Annotated in this window: 18 protein-coding genes and 2 pseudogenes; 12 read left to right on the top strand and 8 right to left on the bottom strand. The window is 72.9% G+C overall.

Features of this window, described 5'->3' with window-relative positions:
• From ACWC9T_RS26910 to ACWC9T_RS26920, 3 genes and pseudogenes are all read right to left on the bottom strand, one after another.
• Positions 1–113, bottom strand: a pseudogene (locus ACWC9T_RS26910) (electron transfer flavoprotein subunit beta); the annotation flags it as partial.
• Positions 114–668: 555 nt separating this feature from the next.
• Complete coding sequence (locus ACWC9T_RS26915) at positions 669–1,310, bottom strand: FMN reductase (RefSeq protein WP_449823629.1); 642 nt, start codon at positions 1,308–1,310, stop codon at positions 669–671.
• Positions 1,307–2,431 (bottom strand): LLM class flavin-dependent oxidoreductase, encoded by a 1,125-nt coding sequence (locus ACWC9T_RS26920; protein ID WP_449823630.1) that lies wholly within the window; start codon positions 2,429–2,431, stop codon positions 1,307–1,309. Before ACWC9T_RS26920 ends, ACWC9T_RS26915 begins: the two co-directional genes overlap by 4 nt.
• A gap of 165 nt (positions 2,432–2,596) precedes the next feature.
• Here ACWC9T_RS26920 and ACWC9T_RS26925 point away from each other — a divergent pair, with 165 nt between their 5' ends.
• Positions 2,597–3,358 carry a PP2C family protein-serine/threonine phosphatase gene (locus ACWC9T_RS26925; protein WP_449823631.1) on the top strand — a complete coding sequence of 254 codons (762 nt, stop codon included), beginning with the start codon at positions 2,597–2,599 and terminating at the stop codon, positions 3,356–3,358.
• 72 nt (positions 3,359–3,430) lie between these two features.
• On the opposite strand, the gene ACWC9T_RS26930 is transcribed toward ACWC9T_RS26925, so the two are convergent.
• Both ACWC9T_RS26930 and ACWC9T_RS26935 read right to left on the bottom strand, forming a co-directional pair.
• On the bottom strand, positions 3,431–5,683 hold the full coding sequence (locus ACWC9T_RS26930; RefSeq protein WP_449823632.1) for a M9 family metallopeptidase: 2,253 nt from the start codon (positions 5,681–5,683) through the stop codon (positions 3,431–3,433).
• A 258-nt stretch (positions 5,684–5,941) separates the two neighbouring features.
• Entirely contained in the window at positions 5,942–6,511 is a 570-nt protein-coding gene (locus ACWC9T_RS26935) for a DoxX family protein (RefSeq protein ID WP_449823633.1), read from the bottom strand.
• Positions 6,512–6,938: 427 nt separating this feature from the next.
• On the opposite strand from ACWC9T_RS26935, the gene ACWC9T_RS26940 reads away from it, so the two are divergent.
• The 7 genes and pseudogenes from ACWC9T_RS26940 to ACWC9T_RS26970 all read left to right on the top strand — a co-directional run bounded on the left by ACWC9T_RS26940 (position 6,939) and on the right by ACWC9T_RS26970 (position 12,602).
• The gene (locus ACWC9T_RS26940; RefSeq protein WP_449823634.1) at positions 6,939–7,295 is read left to right on the top strand and encodes a TIGR03086 family metal-binding protein; all 357 of its coding nucleotides are present in this window, start codon (positions 6,939–6,941) and stop codon (positions 7,293–7,295) included.
• An 80-nt stretch (positions 7,296–7,375) separates the two neighbouring features.
• The gene (locus tag ACWC9T_RS26945) at positions 7,376–7,822 is read left to right on the top strand and encodes a hemerythrin domain-containing protein (RefSeq protein WP_449823635.1); all 447 of its coding nucleotides are present in this window, start codon (positions 7,376–7,378) and stop codon (positions 7,820–7,822) included.
• Positions 7,823–8,012: 190 nt separating this feature from the next.
• On the top strand, positions 8,013–8,801 hold the full coding sequence (locus ACWC9T_RS26950; protein WP_449823636.1) for a VOC family protein: 789 nt from the start codon (positions 8,013–8,015) through the stop codon (positions 8,799–8,801).
• A 413-nt stretch (positions 8,802–9,214) separates the two neighbouring features.
• Positions 9,215–9,895: a TetR/AcrR family transcriptional regulator gene (locus ACWC9T_RS26955; RefSeq protein ID WP_449823637.1), complete on the top strand. Its 681-nt coding sequence runs from the start codon at positions 9,215–9,217 to the stop codon at positions 9,893–9,895.
• Positions 9,896–10,076: 181 nt separating this feature from the next.
• Positions 10,077–11,615 (top strand): MFS transporter, encoded by a 1,539-nt coding sequence (locus ACWC9T_RS26960; protein WP_449823638.1) that lies wholly within the window; start codon positions 10,077–10,079, stop codon positions 11,613–11,615.
• A gap of 176 nt (positions 11,616–11,791) precedes the next feature.
• Positions 11,792–12,130, top strand: a pseudogene (locus ACWC9T_RS26965) (ubiquinol-cytochrome c reductase cytochrome b subunit); the annotation flags it as partial.
• A gap of 31 nt (positions 12,131–12,161) precedes the next feature.
• Complete coding sequence (locus tag ACWC9T_RS26970; protein ID WP_449823639.1) at positions 12,162–12,602, top strand: PPOX class F420-dependent oxidoreductase; 441 nt, start codon at positions 12,162–12,164, stop codon at positions 12,600–12,602.
• Positions 12,603–12,614: 12 nt separating this feature from the next.
• Here the strand turns inward: ACWC9T_RS26970 and ACWC9T_RS26975 are convergent, their stop codons facing one another.
• The gene (locus tag ACWC9T_RS26975) at positions 12,615–12,818 is read right to left on the bottom strand and encodes a hypothetical protein (RefSeq protein ID WP_449823640.1); all 204 of its coding nucleotides are present in this window, start codon (positions 12,816–12,818) and stop codon (positions 12,615–12,617) included.
• The gene (locus ACWC9T_RS26980; protein ID WP_449823641.1) at positions 12,815–13,084 is read right to left on the bottom strand and encodes a DUF1876 domain-containing protein; all 270 of its coding nucleotides are present in this window, start codon (positions 13,082–13,084) and stop codon (positions 12,815–12,817) included. The genes ACWC9T_RS26975 and ACWC9T_RS26980 overlap by 4 nt, the downstream gene beginning before the upstream one ends.
• Positions 13,085–13,518: 434 nt before the next feature.
• Here ACWC9T_RS26980 and ACWC9T_RS26985 point away from each other — a divergent pair, with 434 nt between their 5' ends.
• Positions 13,519–13,908 carry a thioredoxin family protein gene (locus tag ACWC9T_RS26985; RefSeq protein ID WP_449823642.1) on the top strand — a complete coding sequence of 130 codons (390 nt, stop codon included), beginning with the start codon at positions 13,519–13,521 and terminating at the stop codon, positions 13,906–13,908.
• A 51-nt stretch (positions 13,909–13,959) separates the two neighbouring features.
• Here ACWC9T_RS26985 and ACWC9T_RS26990 read toward each other — a convergent pair whose 3' ends face one another.
• Positions 13,960–14,313, bottom strand: coding sequence for a hypothetical protein (locus ACWC9T_RS26990; RefSeq protein WP_449823643.1), 354 nt, complete (start codon positions 14,311–14,313; stop codon positions 13,960–13,962).
• On the opposite strand from ACWC9T_RS26990, the gene ACWC9T_RS26995 reads away from it, so the two are divergent.
• The 3 genes from ACWC9T_RS26995 to ACWC9T_RS27005 all read left to right on the top strand — a co-directional run bounded on the left by ACWC9T_RS26995 (position 14,312) and on the right by ACWC9T_RS27005 (position 17,851).
• Positions 14,312–15,046 carry an alpha/beta fold hydrolase gene (locus ACWC9T_RS26995; protein ID WP_449823644.1) on the top strand — a complete coding sequence of 245 codons (735 nt, stop codon included), beginning with the start codon at positions 14,312–14,314 and terminating at the stop codon, positions 15,044–15,046. The genes ACWC9T_RS26990 and ACWC9T_RS26995 overlap by 2 nt on opposite strands.
• A gap of 151 nt (positions 15,047–15,197) precedes the next feature.
• A complete protein-coding gene (locus ACWC9T_RS27000) occupies positions 15,198–16,643 on the top strand; it encodes a dihydrolipoyl dehydrogenase family protein (protein WP_449823645.1) in 1,446 nt (481 codons plus the stop codon).
• A gap of 113 nt (positions 16,644–16,756) precedes the next feature.
• Positions 16,757–17,851 carry a WD40/YVTN/BNR-like repeat-containing protein gene (locus ACWC9T_RS27005; RefSeq protein WP_449823646.1) on the top strand — a complete coding sequence of 365 codons (1,095 nt, stop codon included), beginning with the start codon at positions 16,757–16,759 and terminating at the stop codon, positions 17,849–17,851.
• The last annotated feature ends 102 nt before the right edge of the window (positions 17,852–17,953 follow it).

Below are 17,953 nucleotides of genomic sequence, written 5' to 3' on the forward strand. Positions count from 1 at the left end.
TCCGACAGGAGGCCGTCCACGCCCTCCCGGTCGGTGGTGTGGTCGTCCGCGAAACGACGGTCACCCGTCGCGTCCGGCACGTACTTCACACAGACGACGATCCTCAAGCTCATGAGCGGTATCTCCTGTCACGGGTGCACGGGTGCACTGGATCCATGGCCTCAGGTCATGCCGAGGGTACTGAGTGCCAAGTCCGGCCCGGCCGCGACCCACGCGCCGCAAGCGCCACCTGGACCGGCATGCCGTGTCGGCTCTCTTCGACTGGCGTCAGAGGCTCCACCGAGAGCTTACGGCACTCAGTACCCCTGGTAAAGGAACTCAGTACCCTTTCCGGCGGCCGGGGCCCGGGGGCCGTCCGCGGGCGTCGCCACCGGTCCGCCGAGGGCCACGGCCGCCTCTCCCGTGTGGGACGCGGAACGTCAACGACTCCTGAAGGGTCCATCCGGGCGGCCCGCAGGTGCAGCAGTCGTCCGCCTCACGCAACCGACTCACGACGGGCACCCCCGCAGCGGTGTGCGCAGAACGTGATGGATCAGCGCCAATCTGATCATGCCAATGATTACATCGCATAGCGGACAGTTCGGCATGGTCGACACACAGCCGAACGGCCCTGCCGGAGGGTGCTCCGACAGGGCCGTTGGGGTGGTCCGCCCCTGGTGCGGTCCAGGCTAGCCCCGCAGCGCCGCCAGCTGCTCGGCGAAGGGCACCACCTGCTCGGGCAGCGAGTCCCTCAGCCGTTGGTACTGCGCCGCCGGGCCGCGGCCGGCCAGCAGGGCCGTCAGCTCGCCCGCCGCGCGGTCGATCCGGCCCGGCAGGCCGTCGGTGAGCGCGTCGCCCGCCGCGCCCCAGTCCTCGGTGGCCGCGTACACGGCGGTCGGCAGCACGACCGCGCGCAGGTAGCTGAACAGCGGCCGGACGGCGTGCTCCAGGGCGAGCGAGTGCCGGGGCGTCCCGCCGGTGGCGGCGATCAGCACCGGCTTGCCGGTCAGCGCGTCCTGGTCGACCACGTCGAAGAAGGACTTGAACAGGCCGCTGTAGGAGGCGGTGAAGATCGGCGTCACCGCGATCACCGCGTCCGCCTCCGTCACCGTGTCGATCGCCTCGCGCAGCGCGGCGGCCGGGAAGCCGGTGACGAAGTTGTTGGCGATGTCCACGGCGAGGTCCCGCAGTTCGACCACGGCGACCTCCACCTCCCGGCCTGCCATGGCGAGTTGACGCACGGTCGACTCGGCGAGCCGGTCCGCCAGCAGGCGCGTCGAGGACGGCTTGCCCAGCCCGGCGCTCACCACCGCCAGCTTGAACACGGTCACTTGGCCACCTCCGCCTTCTCCTCGTCGCCCTTCTCCTCGCGGGCCTTCCTGTCGCGGGCCGCGACCAGCGCGGTGTGGGTCGGCCCGTCCGGCACCCCGGCCGGGCGGCCCTTGGCGAACTCCTCGCGCAGCACCGGCACGACCTCCTCGCCGAGCAGGTCCAGCTGCTCCAGCACGGTCTTCAGCGGCAGGCCGGCGTGGTCCATCAGGAACAGCTGGCGCTGGTAGTCGCCGAAGGTCTCGCGGAAGGTCAGCGTCTTCTCGATGACCTCCTGCGGGCTGCCCACGGTCAGCGGGGTCTGCTCGGTGAACTCCTCCAGCGACGGCCCGTGCCCGTACACCGGCGCGTTGTCGAAGTACGGACGGAACTCGCGCACCGCGTCCTGGGAGTTCCTGCGCATGAACACCTGCCCACCGAGACCGACGATCGCCTGCTCGGGCGTGCCGTGGCCGTAGTGGGCGTAACGCTCGCGGTAGAGGTTGACCAGCTTCCGGAAGTGCTCCTTGGGCCAGAAGATGTTGTTCGCGAAGAAGCCGTCCCCGTAGTAGGCGGCCTGCTCGGCGATCTCCGGGCTGCGGATCGAGCCGTGCCAGACGAACGGCGGGACGTCGTCCAGCGGGCGCGGGGTGGAGGTGAAGCCCTGCAGCGGGGTGCGGAAGCGGCCCTGCCAGTCCACGACCTCCTCGCGCCACAGCTGGTGCAGCAGCGCGTAGTTCTCGACCGCGAGCGGGATGCCCTGCCGGATGTCCTTGCCGAACCAGGGGTAGACCGGGCCGGTGTTGCCGCGGCCCGTCATCACGTCCACCCGGCCCTCGGCGAGGTGCTGGAGCATCGCGAAGTCCTCGGCGATCTTCACCGGGTCGTTGGTGGTGATCAGCGTGGTCGAGGTGGAGAGGATGATGCGGTCGGTCTGCGCGGCGATGTAGCCGAGCATGGTCGTCGGCGAGGACGGGACGAACGGCGGGTTGTGGTGCTCGCCGGTCGCGAAGACGTCCAGGCCGACCTCCTCGGCCTTGCGCGCGATGGCCGTCATCGCCTTGATCCGCTCGTGCTCGCTCGGGGTGCGGCCGGTGGTCGGATCGGGGGTGACGTCGCCGACGGTGAAGATTCCGAACTGCATGCTGCTCACCACACTCCAGATGGTTCCAGATCGTTCAACTTTCAACCATCTTAGCATCCGGATGTGGCTCGCTATTCCCCGCCGCCCCGGCGCTCCCGCCGTTCCGGCCGACAACGGAAGGCGGGGCACCGACAATGGGAGGAGGTCTCCGGAAGGCGGCGAACGATGGCGCCGTACATCGCGGTGAGCGCACTGAGCCACGAGGGCCTGGTGCGGGAGCGCAACGAGGACAGCCTCACGGTCGGGCCGTGGACGCTCTGCGCCACCGTGACCACCAACCCGCAGACCCTGCTCTTCCCGCTCGGCCCGCCCTGCGTGGTCGCGGTGGCCGACGGCCTGGGCGGCCACCCCGGCGGCGAGGTGGCCAGCGCCCTGGTCGCCCGCCGGCTGGCCGTCGCCGGGGGCGGACTGGACGGCGAGGAGGCCGTCCGGGAGGAGCTGCAGAAGTGCAACCGGGCGGTGTACGCGGCCGCGGCCGGGGCGCCGGAGCTGGCCGCGATGGGCACCACGGTCGCCGGGCTGGTGCTGCTGCCCGAGCAGGCGGTGGCCTTCAACGTCGGCGACAGCCGGGTCTACCGGATCACCGGGGACGGGCTGCACCGGGTCAGCGTGGACGACAGCCCGCCGCTGCCGCCCGGCCGGCGCACCACCTCGGTGGTCACCCAGACCCTGGGCGGCTCGCTCGGGCTCACCTTCGTCGAGCCGCATGTGCGGGCCGCGCCGCTGGCCACCGGCGACCGCTACCTGGTGTGCAGCGACGGGCTGACCGACCCGGTGCCCGAGGGGGAGCTGGCCGAGCTGCTCGCCCGGCAGTACGAGGGGTCGGAGCAGGCCGACGGGAGGGCCGCGTTCGAGCTGTGGAAGGCGGCGATCGAGGAGGGCGGGCCGGACAACATCACCCTGGCGCTGGTGCGGATCGGCGAGTGACCGCCGGAGCACAGCCGGCCCCGGGCGCACGGAACCGCCCCGGCGGGGTGCCGGGGCGGTTCGCCGGGCCGATCAGAACTGGCTCGTGACGTTCACCCCGCTGAAGCCCTGCTGGGCGTAGAGGCTGAAGTAGACGTACCCGGCTGGCGGGTTGGTGACGGTCAGCGTCTCGGAGTTGCCCGGGCCCGCCGAGCGTGCCGCGTAGGCGTTGGTGTACGCCCAGCTGCCGGGGTTGTAGTAGAGGTCGGCGTCGCCCGTCCCACCGCTGGTGGTGATCTTCACCTGCTGAGTGCCGGCCGGCACCAGGAGGTAGAAGTGGGCGTAGTTGCCGGTGGTGGCGGCGACGTTGCTGCGGCCGCAGTTCGCGCCCAGTTGGCGGGTGTCGGCGGCGGTGCACTCGGGCACCTGCGGGACGGTCGGGGTGGCGGCGCAGGCGCCGTTCGCGCAGGCGGTCAGCCAGCTGTCGAAGTCGGCGTCGTAGCTGGTGCCGAGGGTGGTCTTGAGCAGGGTGCGGGCACCGTTCCAGTCCCCCACCCGGTACTTGGCGAGCACGGCGTCCACGTCGGCGCGGTGCTGCTCCAGCATGTAGCGGACGGCGAGGTAGCCCCAGCGGTAGACCCGCTCCTGGTCGCCGTAGACGGTGTCGAAGAGGTCGCTCAGCTTGTAGGTGTGCCGGGCGGCCGCGGCGACGGCGCCGTCGTTGGTGACCTGGCGGTACGAGTAGGAGACGTACTCGGCGAAGCCCTCGACCCACCAGACGGTCGGGGTGGACATCCCGGCGTTGAAGTCGCCGTACATGTCGAAGCGGCCGTCCAGGTAGTGGGTGTACTCGTGGTTGAGGTTCCAGATCTGGAACGCCGGGCGGGCCCACTCGGCCTCGTAGCAGAGGAAGCGCGGCTGGTTGCCGACGGCGGCCGGGTCGCCCTCCAGGTACATGCCGCCGTTGTTGGTGTCGATGCCGTAGATGGCGGCGGCGAGCACCTGGTAGTCGAAGGAGGAGTGGAAGACCACGACCTCGATGGTGTTGTTGTGGTCGTCCTTGACCGGGCCGTTGTCCCGGACCACAGAGTGGAAGTACGCGTCCTGGCCGGTCAGGCTGGTGCACGCGGTGGTGAGCTGGGTGCTGTCCAGCGCCTGCGCGATCAGCCTGATGCTCGGGCTGCAGGTGTAGTCCACCTTCAGCACACCCGACTTGAGCTGGTCCGAGGCGTTGCAGGTGCCGTAGTACGAGCAGTTGGCGGCGTCGTAGTAGCCGACCGACTCGGCCACCGCGGCCCACTGGTAGACCATGCGGCCGCTCGGCGCGGCCTGCGCGGCCAGCGCCTGGGCGAGCGGACGGACCTTGGCCTGGAGCCCGGGGTACTGCAGGAAGCGACCCAGCTCCTTGGTGGAGTTGTACTCCAACACGCCGTAGTCGCCGCCGACTTGGTCCTCGTTGCGGGCCACGAAGCCGGACAGCGCGTCCAGCACGCTCGGGTCGGCCTCGACGGCCGCCTCGAAGCCGGTCAGCTGGTGGCCGCGGAACAGTACGGTGAACGCCGGGTTCACCGCCCATGCCATGCCGGCCGGGTTCCAGGTGGCGCTGACGTAGTCGTTCAACAACTGCTTGACCACCCACAGGTAGCGGATGTTCTCCTGGGCGCTGTCGATCAGGGTGACGGCCTCGCCCAGGATGGCCGCGTTGGCCGAGCTGACGTCACGCGAGTGGGCACTGGCGAAGAAGGCGTCCAACGCGGCGCGGATCGCGGTCTGCAGGGTGGTGCCGTAGGTGCCGACGTCGCCCGAGTGGTACCACTGGACGAAGTAGCCGGCACGCAGGTAGAGCACCAACTGCCCGACGGCGGTGCTGTCGTCGCCCGGGTAGCCGGCCGAGGCGTCGCGCAGCGCGTACGCCACGGTGGTCATCTGCTCCTCGCGGAACGCGCCGTTGGCGTCGGTGCCGGTGAGCTGGAACAGCTGGTTGATGCACTGGGTGTCGACGGAGCTGATCTGCTGGACCAGCGCGCTGCCGGTCCGGCTGGTGAAGTCGCCGACGTTGCAGGCCGACTGGGCGGCCAGGCTGGGCGCCTTCACGGACGGGCGGGCCTCGGCCGGACGGGTGTCCAGCGGGAGCGGGGCGCGCCGGTCGGCGGAGGCGAACCGCCCTTCGCCGTCGGCGCGTTCGGGCGTGCCGGTGGCCGGCTGGGGGGCCGGGCCGGTGGGGGCGGGCGCGGCGCCGGCGCGGGCGGTGGCAGGGGTGGCGTGGCCGCTCGGGGCGAACAGGCCGATCGCCAGGGCCAGGGTCAGGGCGAGCGTTAACAGTCGTGCCAGCTGCGTTAGTCGCAACACACGTACGGGACTCACGTGGAGGCCTCCGGACCGTCGTCGGCCGCGGCTTGGGGCGCGGCCGGTGGGGGGCGAGGACCGTTGGCGACGGCGCCGCGTGGGGCGGTGCTGTCGTGGACACGGCGGGGGGTGTGACATGTACCATGGCACACATCACATGCCCCTGGGAAGCCTCCGGATTGTGCGCGGTTTGCGCGGGAAACGCGCGGTGGCCGTGATGACGATCAGCCACCACGGCCACCGGACAGGCGAGTTGGGCTACTTGCGGAGCAGCAGGATCACCCCGGCGGTGGCCAGGCCGACCAGCACGGCGACCGCGCCGTGGGCCAGCCGGTGCGCCCGCAGCACCGGCAGGAAGCGGTCCACCGCGTAGCGGCCCGGGCCGGTCAGCGCGAGGGCGGCGGCACCGGCCGTCAGCAGCAGCTCGTACTCGTCGCCCTTCGGGGCGAAGAAGCCGCCGCCCCAGGTGACGGCGATCGCGTTGACCATCGTGCCGACGATCGCGGCGCCCGCCAGCGGGGTCAACAGGCCGACGGCCAGGCCCACTCCGCCCAGCACCTCGGTGAGGCCGGCGACCACGGCCATGGCGTTGCCCGCCGGGTAGCCGCTCACGGTGAAGAACTGACCGGTGCCGTCGATGCCGCCGCCGCCGAACCAGCCGAACAGCTTCTGACTGCCGTGCGCGGCCATGGTGAGGCCGAGGACCAGGCGCAGCAGCAGGAGGCCGGCGTCGTAGGCGTGCGGGGAGGTGGTCGCGGACCCGGAGCCCTCCCGGACGGGGCGGGCCGCGGGGGTGGCGGCGGTCGTGCTCGGGCTGCTGCTCGGCATGCGCGTCTCCATCGATCGGGGTCGGTCGTCGGGGTGTGGTGGTGCGGCCGGGCGGATCGTGGCGAACCGCGCCAGTTGTTCAAATTTGAACCGACCGCTCCTCGACCGTACCTTGGAGTTCGAATTTGAACAACTGACGGCCCGTGAGCGAGTCGCGGGCCCCGCCCGGACAGGAGCAGGGCGAAGACATGGCTCAACGCAGGCAACACCGACGGGCTGCCCAGCCCGGCGCGCCCTACCCCGAGGCGCTGGCCGCCTTCGACGAGCGGGTCCGGCTGGTCACGCCCGGCCAGTGGGACTCCCCCACCGCGTGCGCCGACTGGCCGGTCCGTGACCTGGTCCCACCTCACCGGCGAGCAGCTCTGGGGGCCGGAGCTGCTGATGGGCGCCACCATCGCCGAGGTCGGCAGCCGGCTTCGACGGCGACGTGCTCGGCCCGAACCCGGTCGCCGCCTGGACGACCGCCGCCGAGGCCGCCCGGGAGGCCTTCGCCGTCCCCGGCGCCGCCGAGCTCACCGTCCGCCTGTCCTTCGCGGACGTCTCCGGGCAGTACTACCTGGACCAGCTCACCACCGACCTGGTGGTGCACACCTGGGACCTCGCCGAGGGCATCGGGACCCGCGCCCGGCTCCCGGCGGAGCTGGTGGACTTCGCGCTCGGCGAGATCAGCGGCTACGGGGACCTCTCCGGCAGCGGGCTGTTCGACCCACCGCTGCCCGTCACCGAGGACGCGAGCGCGCAGGCCCGGCTGCTGGCCCTCACCGGGCGGCGCGACGGAGGGTGAAGCGGGTTGGGGCAGGCGCGCCGGATACTGGAGAGTGCGGGGGGGCACCTCCTGGATCCCGTACGAGAGGCGGGCGCGCCATGAGCCGCAGGCCGGACATCCTCGGCGAGTTCACCGCCGACCACAACGCGGTCACCGAGCTGCTCGACCGGGTCGAGGCCTCGGCGGCCGGCTCCGCCGAGCGCGGCGAGCTGGTGGCCCGGCTGACCGACCTGCTGTTCACCCACTGCTCCGCCGAGGAGGAGCACCTCTTCCCGGTCGTCCAGCACGACGTACCCGACGGCGGAGCGCTGGTGTTCAGCAGCATCCACGACCACCTCGCGATCGGGCAGTACCTCTCCGACCTGCAGGGACTCGGCCCGGCCGACCCGGCCTTCGACACCCTGCTGAGCGGCCTCGCCGACACCCTCCGGCGGCACCTGACCGACGAGGAGGAGCTGGTCTTCCCGGCCGCCCGCAAGGCCCTGCCCGCCGCGGCCCGGGCGGAGCTGGGCGAGCGGCTGCGGGCGGAGCGGGCCGAGGCCTGAGGAGGCCGCCGGCCACCCGCGGAGCCGCCCGCCCCGGACCGCGGGCCGATCAGGAACTGAGTGCGCCCACCCCGGCCGTGCCTGCACCGGGGTCGTACCCCCGTCGGCCTAGGCTGTGGGCGTCCCGGGCGGCCGGTGGGCCGTGGGAGTCGGGATGGGCCCGGCGGCCGGGTGGGCGAGGAGGTTCGCGATGGGCAGCGGTGAGACGACCGCCGTGGTGCGCTGCGTGGCGGCCGTTCCGTGCTGGGTGAGCCTGACGGCCCGGGACGTGGAGAGCGCCAAGGAGTTCTACGGTCCGCTGCTCGGCTGGGACTTCGAGCCCGGGCCGGAGCGCTTCGGCCCGTACGTCCACGCGGTGACCGGCGGGGAGGCGGTGGCCGGGCTGGGGCTCGCCGGTCTAGGAGCCGTGCCGCTGGCTTGGACCAGCTACTTCGGGACGGAGAGCGCCGACGCCGCCGCCGACGCGGTGCGCGAGCGCGGCGCGACCCTGGCGGTCGGCCCGCTGGCCTTCGACGCCGGGCGGGTGGCCTTCGCGGCCGACCCGGCCGGGGCGGTGTTCGGCATCTGGGAGGGCCCACTGGGCCACGCCCGGAAGCTCGACCTGCCGGGCGCACCGGTCTGGATCGAGCTGCGCACCCCGGACCCGTTCGCGGCGGCGCTGTTCTACGGCGAGGTGTTCCGCTGGGACGGCCGCGACCCGGAGCGCTTCGAGGTCCGTTGGGAGCACGACCGGGTGGTGCTGCGCGCCGAGGGGCACAGCGTCGCGGCGCTGGCCAGGGAGCAGGCGGGCGGCCCGGCGGGCACACCGCCGCACTGGGAGGTCTCCTTCGCCGTCCCGGACACCGACCGGGCGCTGGCCCGGGCCCTGGAGCTGGGCGGCTCGGCGGTCGGCCCGGCCTTCGACTCCCCGTACGGGCGGGTGGCCCGGCTGCAGGACCGCGAGGGTGCCCGGTTCGCGGTGATCAGCCCGAAGGGCTGAGCGACCACAGCGCGTCGGGGTCGCGGCGAAGCCGTGGCGGCCCGGAACGGGGCGGGTGGGGGGCGAGCCGGCCCCGGCCCCGAGAAGGCACGGCCGGGCTCGGCGCACCCGGTTCTCGAGTGCCTCGGCGTCCAGGGACATGCCAGCCGGGTCGGGGAGGTGGACGGTCTTGCCGAAGGAAAGGGTCTGGACGGTCTCATGGCGGACGCCGTCGGGACGGCTGTGCACGACGACCTCGGCGGAGTCCCGGGTCGATCAGCAGGTAGACGGGAATGCCGGTCTCGGCGCAGGCCCGAGGGGTGCCGTGACACAGGTCACATCGGATCGGGAAATTGTGGGGACAGATTCCCCGTTTCCGATTACGTTGACCTAAGCGGGGAGAACTTCCCCGGTATCCTGGAGGAGCAGTCGCCATGACCACCGTCGCCGCCGAGTCGGCCCGTACCGCGGGGAGTGTGCGCGCGCATAAGCTGCGCGCGGACGCGAGCCGGAACCGGGAGCGGATCGTGCTGGCGGCCCGGGACGCGTTCGTCGAACACGGGGCCGATGCGCCGCTGGACGAGATCGCGAAGCGGGCGGGGGTCGGCAATGCCACGCTGTACCGGAACTTCCCGGACCGGGCGGCACTGATCCGCGAGGTGGCACTGCTCGTCAAGAACCGCATCCTGGCCCTCGCCGAGACGGCGGCGGCCGAGGCGGATGCGGGCGAGGGCGGCGGTCCGTTCGACGCTCTGCAGCGGTTCGCGCACGCGACCGTGGCGGAGAAGGTCGGCGGGCTCTGCGCCGTCTTCACCAGCACCATCGACCCCTACGACCCTGAGCTGACCGAGATCCGGGAGCGCCTGCGGACCGCCGTGAGCGGACTGATGGAGCGCGCCCGGGCCGCGGGCGAACTACGGTCCGACGTGGACCACGGGGACCTGTTCATCGCGATGAGCCAGCTGACCCGGCCGCTGCCGGGCACCTCCTGCGGGCTGCTCGACGAGTTCGTCCACCGGCACCTGCAGCTGTTCCTGGACGGCCTGCGCGCGCCGGCCCGTTCGGTCCTGCCCGGCCGCCCCGCGACCTTCGAGGACTTCCGCCCCCAGGACTGACCCACCACCTGGACTGACACCACTGATCCGACCCACCAGCACCCTGCCGTCGCGCCGCTGGCCGGCGCCGCCCGGACGCCTTCGCGCGCCCGCACCCGCATCTGAGCCCGTGCGGCAACCTGCCGTTCCGTACGGCAGTTGACCGTTCTCGCACGCCACGCACCGTGAAGTGAGTACCCCCATGCCTGAAACCGACGCCCGCCCGGCGACGCTGCCCGATCCCCGGCGCTGGAAGGCGCTGATCTTCATCGGCCTCGCCCAGCTGATGGTCGTCCTCGACGCGACCATCGTGAACATCGCCCTGCCCTCCGCCCAGAAGGACCTGGGCATCACCGACGGCAACCGCCAGTGGGTGATCACCGCCTACGCGCTGGCCTTCGGCGGCCTGCTGCTGTTCGGCGGCCGGATCGCGGACCTCTGGGGCCGCAAGCGGACCTTCGTGGTCGGCCTGACCGGCTTCGCCCTCGCCTCCGCACTCGGCGGCGCCGCGGCCAACACCGCGATGCTGCTCGGCGCCCGCGCCCTGCAGGGCGTGTTCGGCGCGCTGCTCGCACCGGCCGCGCTGTCGCTGCTCGCGGTGACCTTCACCGAGGCCAAGGAGCGCGCCAAGGCCTTCGGCATCTACGGCGCGATCGCCGGTGGCGGTGGCGCCATCGGTCTGATCCTCGGCGGCCTGCTGACCGAGTACATGAACTGGCGCTGGACCTTCTTCGTCAACATCCCGTTCGCCATCGTGGCCGCCGCCGGCGCCGTCATGGTGATCCGCGAGCCCGCCGAGGGCCGCAACCGCAACAAGCTGGACATCCCCGGCGTGCTGCTGGTGACCACCGGCCTGGTCTCGCTGGTCTACGGCTTCACCCGCGCCGAGTCCAGCGGTTGGACGGCTGGCAGCACCCTGGCGCTGTTCGCCGCGGCCGCCGTGCTGCTGACCGCCTTCGTCCTGGTGGAGCGCGGGGTCAAGGCCCCGCTGCTGCCGCTGCGCGTGGTGCTCGACCGCAACCGCGGCGGGGTGTACCTGTCGCTGGGCATGGCCGTGATCGGCATGTTCGGTCTGTTCCTCTTCCTGACCTACTACCTGCAGATCGTGCTCGGCTACAGCCCGGTGCTGACCGGCGTCGCCTTCCTGCCCATGGTGGCGGGCATGATCACCGGCTCGACCCAGATCGGCGCCCGGCTGATGACCCGGGTCCCGGCGCGCTACCTGATGGCGCCCGGCTTCCTGACCGCCTCGGTCGGCATGTTCCTGCTGACCCACATCGGCCTGGACACCTCGTACCCGGCGCTGATCCTGCCCGGCCTGATCCTGATGGGCCTCGGCATGGGCACCGCCTTCATGCCGGCCATGAGCCTCGCCACGCACGGCGTCCAGCCGCGTGACGCGGGTGTGGCCTCCGCCATGGTCAACACCTCGCAGCAGGTCGGCGGCGCCATCGGCACCGCGCTGCTGAACACCATCGCAGCCAGCGCCACCAGCAGCTGGCTGGCCTCGCACCCCACCGCCGCCGCGGCCACCTCGCCGGCGGCCGCCAAGGCCCTGCAGTTCGGGGGCATGGTGCACGGCTTCTCGACCGCGATCTGGGTGTCCTTCGGGATCCTGGTGGCGGCCGCCGCGGTCGCCTTCACCTTCGTCAACGCCGGCCGGCCCGGCGCGGCGGGTGCGGGCGCCGGGGCGGGCGCGGACGCCGCGAAGAGCGACGAGGTGCCGGTGCTGGTGCACTGACCCCCCGGGGTACTTGCCCGTCCCGGGCAATGCGGGTGCGTACGCGGCCCGTCCGGTGTCCTCCACGGCACCGGGCGGGCCGCTCGCCGTTTCCGGGCACCGTTGCCCACCCCCGGGGTGGAAATAGGGGATCACTCCCCGATTATGGTGACCCCCAGCGTGAAACGGGGACCGTGTTCGTGATCACCAAGCGCTGGTGCCTCGGCCTGCGGCGACGGGACCGGGACAAGGTGCTGCACGGGCGGGAGACCGGCGTGAGCAAGCGCCTGCCGCACGGCGAGTTCGCCGAGGTGCACGCCGGGCTCGCGCCCGCCGAACTGCACCGGCTGACCGCGCACGAGCAGCCCCGCCCCCTCGAACCGCCGCCCGCGGTGGACGAGAATGGAGTGACCCACCCGGCGGGTGCGCTCACCCGCACCCGCGCGAGGCTGTCCCGCGGGTTCCACGGCGAGCACGCGCGGATACCCGGGCCCACCGCCGAGGAGTACCGCGGGATCACCGAGGGCCACGGGCACCGACCCGCCCCCACGCCAGAGGGAGGACATCGTGCACGACCGAACCGACCAGCTCGCCGACAGCAGGTACCTCCTGCTGACCACCTTCGGCGACGACGGAAGCCGGGTCGACTCCCAGCTCTGGGTGGTGTCCGACGGCACGGCGCTCGGTGTCTGGACCCCCGCCCACTCCGGCGAGGCCGAACGGATCCGGCGCCACCCCCGGGTGCTCATCGGCCCCTGCGACGCCCACGGGCGCCCCACCGGCCGCCGGATCCCGGCCCGCGCACGACTCTGCGACCCCGAGACGACGGCGAGCTACCGCACCTCCCTGATCAACAAGTACGGCCTGACGGCGCTGATCGCGCTGGCCCGCAGCCGGTTCCGGGTGGGGCTGGCGGGGACGGTCGGGATCCGGATCACGCTGAACGAGTTGGAGCAGCGGCTGGTCGGACCGGAGTGGCGGCCGCCGGCGACGTACTGCGTCAACTGACGGCCGCTCGGGTCAGGGCCCGTCGTCCGGCGCCCGGGCCAGGTCCCCCGGCTCGCAGGCCTCCCGGCCGGTCCCCACGTGCACGACCTTGACCGTCCGCTCGGGGCCGCCGGGGACGACCCGCTGCTCGTGCCCGCAGCGCGGGCAGATCAGCGGGATGCGCGGGCGGTGCAGTTCCCGTCCGGCCTGGTCTCCGCCCGGGTGCGGGGTAGTCACGCCAGCGGGTGGGTCGGGACCGGGCTGACCTCCTGGATCTCGCCGTGGGCCTTGGTGAGTAGCTGTGAGGCGAGGTCGTTGAGCGCACGGGCGCCCGCGATCTCCTCCCCGACCCGCAGCTGTTCCGGGTCCGAGGGGTGGCGGCTGCTGTGCCCGTGGGCGCGCAGTTCGGTCCCGTCGCTGAGCCGGAGCAGGGCGGCGGCGGTCGTGCGCGGGCCCTCCTCGCGGAACTCCATCTCGATGTGCCAACCGACCAGAGTCTGCATGGCGGATCACCTCCATCGGTTACTCCTCCAGAGTGCGCCGCACCCAGCGTGAACACCAGAGCAGCCGGAGAGAGGGCGAGTTGAACGCGTTCAAGTCGGCGGCGCGGAGTCGGCGTCGAAGCTCTCGTTTGAATGCGTTCAATAGGGGGTTCGCCCGCCGTGGACAAGGGCACGACGGAACTGGTGGACCCCCCGGTCCTGGCCAGCAGGACGCCGGCGTTCCGGACCCGCACCTCGAAGTGGACGGTGTCGCGCACCGTACCTCCCGGGCGAGAGCGGTCGGCATCGGTCAGCGAACGGACCGGACACCCTTCTGTACGGTCGGTGGTGGCCCGTGCTCGATCCGGAAGGGCCTCGGAATACCCCGGCGGGCATCACCGTTGTGTGCGGCAGATGGTCCGTACCGCCACCTTCGGAAGGGAAGGATTCGCGAGATGAGCAACACGGTCGAGCTGACCAAGGAGAACTTCGACGAGATCGTCCCGGGCCCGGAGGGCAAGGACTTCGTCTTCATCGACTTCTGGGCCGCGTGGTGCGGGCCGTGCCGCCAGTTCGCCCCGGTGTACGAGAAGGCCGCCGAGCGCCACCCGGACCTGGTCTTCACCAAGGTCGACACCGAGGCCCAGCAGGAGCTGGCCGCCGCCTTCGGCATCCAGTCGATCCCGACGCTGGCGATCATCCGTGAGGGCGTGCTCGTCTTCTCGCAGCCCGGCGCACTGCCGGAGGCGGTGTTCGAGGACCTGATCGGCCAGGCCCGCAAGCTGGACATGGCCGAGGTGAAGCGCAAGGTGGCGGAGGAGCAGGCGGCCGGCGGCCAGGCCTGACCCGGACCGCCTGAGGGCCCGGGGAGCGGTGGGCGTCTCCCCGGGCCCTCGTCATGCCGGCTGCCCGCCCTCCTGCTGCCGGCCCGCCTGCCCGCCCTCCTCGCACCCGCCCTCCTCCTGCCCGCCCTCCTCGCCCCAGGCGTCGAGCCGGGCCGCGAGCGCCCGGACCTCCGCCCGCAGCTCGGCGGGCTCGCGGACGGTGAACGGCCAGCCCAGGCCGGCCAGCAGCACCGCGACGCCGTCCAGGGCGGTCCTGGAGCGGCTCCAGCAGGGCGAGCACACGGCTGACCGGGTGTTCCACCGGGGCGCTCCTTCCTTGCCCTGACCTCCGGGCGGGATCTGTCCGGATTCGATCCTAGAGTCGGCGGTGACGGAGGCCCCACCGACGAAGGAGCGATCCACCATGAGCACGTTCGTACTGGTCCCCGGGTTCTGGCTCGGCGCCTGGGCCTGGGACGAGGTCGCCGCGCCGCTGCGCGCGGCCGGGCACGAAGTCCACCCGGTGAGCCTGCCCGGGATGGCCGAACGGGCCGGCGAGCAGGGCGACTTCGGGCTGGAGGACCACATCGCCGACCTGGCCGAGCTGCTGGTGCGCGAGGACCTGTGGGACGTCGTGCTGGTCGCGCACAGTGGCGCCTGCGCCCCGGTGGGCGGGGTCGCGGACCGGATGCCGGAGCGGATCCGCCGGGTGGTCTACCTGGACAGCGGCCCGATGATCGACGGCGGTTCGCTGTACGACCTCTGGCAGCCCGACTACCGCGAGACCGTCGAGGCCACGGTGGTCGACGGCCGCCTGCCGATGCCGCCCTGGGATGTCATCGCCGCCCACGGCGCCAGCATCGAGGGGCTGGACGAGGCCACCCTGGCCCGGGTCGGCGCGCGGGTCACCCCGCAGCCGGCCGGGACGTTCCGGGACCGGCTGCGACTGACCGGCGCCGGGGCGGCGCTGCCGCAGGCGCTGGTGTCCTGCTCCTTCCCGATCGACCAGGTGCGGGCGATGATCGCGGCCGGCCACCCGTGGTTCGTCGGGATGGACGGGCCGAACTGGGAACTGCGCGAACTGCCCACCGGGCACTGGCCGATGTTCTCCCGCCCGGCCGACACGGCCGCGCTGCTGGCGGAGCTCGCGGCAATCTGACCCCGTCCGCGTGTTCGCCCGCGCGAAGGCCCGTCCACGTCGCAGGATGGGCCCACGCCACGCCCGGGTACAGGTGGGCGTACGGGAGCACGGGCAGCCGCAGCCCCCGCCCCGGGGGCCGGGTGGCCATCGAGACCACGGAGGACGGGACATGACCAGCAGCACCGCCGAGGAGTACGACGTCATCGTCCTGGGCGCGGGCCCGACCGGCGAGAACGTGGCGGACCGGACGGTCGCCGCCGGGCTGCGCACGGTGATCGTGGAGGCCGAACTCGTCGGCGGCGAGTGCTCGTACTGGGCCTGCATGCCGAGCAAGGCGCTGCTGCGCCCGGCGGCCGCGCTGACCGACGCCCGCTCGGTGGGCGGCGCCCGGGAGGCGGTGGGCGACGGGCGGCTGGACGCGGCCGCGGTGCTGGCCCGGCGGGACTCCTTCACCTCCAACTGGAAGGACGACGGCCAGGTGCAGTGGCTGCGGGACACCGGTATCGAGCTGGTCCGCGGCCACGGCCGGCTGGCGGGGGTACGGACCGTCACGGTCGAGGAGGAGGACGGCAGCGAGCGGGTGCTCACCGCCCGGCACGCCGTCGCCGTGTGCACCGGCAGCCGCCCGGTGCTGCCCGCCGGGGTGCCCGGGCTGGCGGAGGCGCACCCGTGGACCAACCGGGAGGCGACCGGCTCGCCGACCGTCCCCGGGCGGCTGGCCGTGGTCGGCGGCGGGGTGGTCGGGGTCGAGATGGCCACCGCCTGGCGAGCGCTCGGCGCCGAGGTCGTCATGCTGGTGCGCGGCGAAGCGTTGCTGTCGCGGATGGAGCCCTTCGCCGGCGAGCTGGTCGCCGAGGGGCTGCGGGAGGCGGGGGTGGACCTGCGCTTCGCCGCCGTGGTCACCGCGCTGGAGCGGGCCGGGGCCACCGAGCCCGCCGTGCTGACGCTCTCCGGCGGCCAGCAGCTGACCGTCGACGAGGTGCTCTACGCGACCGGCCGGGCCCCGCGCACCGCCGACATCGGGCTGGAACAGGTCGGGCTGCGGCCGGGCGGCTGGCTGGAGGTGGACGACAGCTGCACGGTGCTCGGGGTGGACGGCGAGTGGCTCTACGCCGCCGGGGACGTCAACCACCGGGCGTTGCTCACCCACCAGGGCAAGTACCAGGCCCGGATCACCGGCGCGGCGATCGCCGCCCGCGCCGAGGGGCGCTCGCTGGACACCTCGCGCTGGGGCGCGCACTCCGCGTCCGCTGACCTGGCGGGCGCGCCGCAGGTCGTGTTCACGCAACCGGAGGTCGCCGCCGTCGGCCTGACCCTGGCGGCGGCCGAGGAACTCGGGCTGCGGGTGAGGGCCGTGGACCACGAGATCGGCTCCGTCGCCGGGGCCTCGCTGTACGCCGACGGCTACCGCGGCCGGGCCCGGGTGGTCTACGACCTGGATCGAGAGGTGATCGTCGGCGCCTGCCTGGTCGGGCCCGCCGTCGCCGAGCTGCTGCACTCGGCCACCGTCGCGGTGGTCGGCGAGGTGCCGATCGACCGGCTCTGGCACGCCGTCCCGGCGTACCCGACGATCAGCGAGGTGTGGCTGCGGCTGCTGGAGGGCTGCCGCGGGTAGCTGTGCGGTCCGGGCGAGCGGCGCGGCGAGATGTGACCTTCGGTGGACGGCGGGACACTGGCAGGCGGGGAGGGCGTCCCGGGGGCCGTTCGGGTGACCAGGTGGTGTGAGGCATGACCGAAGTGCTGTTGGCCGTCGGAACCGAGAAGGGCCTCTTTCTCGGCCGCAGCCGCGACCGGCTGGACTGGGAGTTCAGCGGGCCGCACTTCCGGATGAACGCGATCTACTCCGTCTCGATCGACCGCCGCGAGGGCCGCACCAGACTGCTGGCCGGCGCCGACAGCAGTCACTGGGGGCCCTCGGTCTGGCGCTCCGACGACCTCGGCGCCAGTTGGTACGAGCCGCCGCGACCGGCGATCCGCTTCCCCGAGTCCACCGGCGTCTCGCTCATCCGGGTCTGGCAGCTCCAGCCCGCCGGACCGGAGTCCCCCGGGGTCGTGTACGCCGGCACCGAGCCCGCCGCGCTGTTCCGCTCCACCGACGGCGGCGATACCTTCACCCTGGTCGAGTCGCTGTGGAACCACCCCCAGCGCAGAGCCTGGGGCGCCGGCTACGGCGGCCAGGGCCTGCACACCATCCTGACCGACCCGCGCGACCCGCAGCGGCTGCTGGTCGCCGTCTCCAGCGGCGGCGTCTACCGCAGCAAGGACGGCGGCGGCAGCTGGGAACCCTCCAACACCGGCCTGCGCGCCGAGTTCTTCCCACCGGGCAGCCAGTACCCCGAGTTCGGCCAGTGCGTCCACAAGATCGCCCGGGACCCGGCCCACCCGGACCGGCTCTACCTGCAGAACCACGGCGGGGTCTACCGCAGCGACGACTGGGGCGGCAGTTGGCGCTCCGTCGTGGACGGGCTGCCCGCCGAGTTCGGCTTCGCCGTCGCCACCCACCCGCGCCGGGGCGACACCGCCTACCTCTTCCCGCTCGGCGGCTCGGACGACCGGATCCCGCCCGGCCGCCGCTGCCGGGTCTTCCGCACCACCGACGGCGGCACCAGCTGGCAGCAGCTCGCCAACGGCCTGCCCGGCGAGGACCACTACGGCATCGTGCTGCGCGACGCCCTGCGCACCGACGACGCCGAACCGGCCGGGATCTACTTCGGCAACCGCACCGGCGACGTGTACGGCAGCCGGGACGAGGGCGAGAACTGGTCGCTACTGCTCTCCCACCTGCCGGACGTGCTCTGCGTCCGCGCGGCGGTGGTGGCCTGAACCGGCCGCCGACAAAACCGCTGGTCGAAAACCTGTTGTCGCGACGCTCCAGTTCTGGTGAGCATGGGCCGCCGACGAACGATCTCGTGAAGTGGGGTGGGC

The organism is Kitasatospora sp. NPDC001159, from assembly GCF_053598235.1.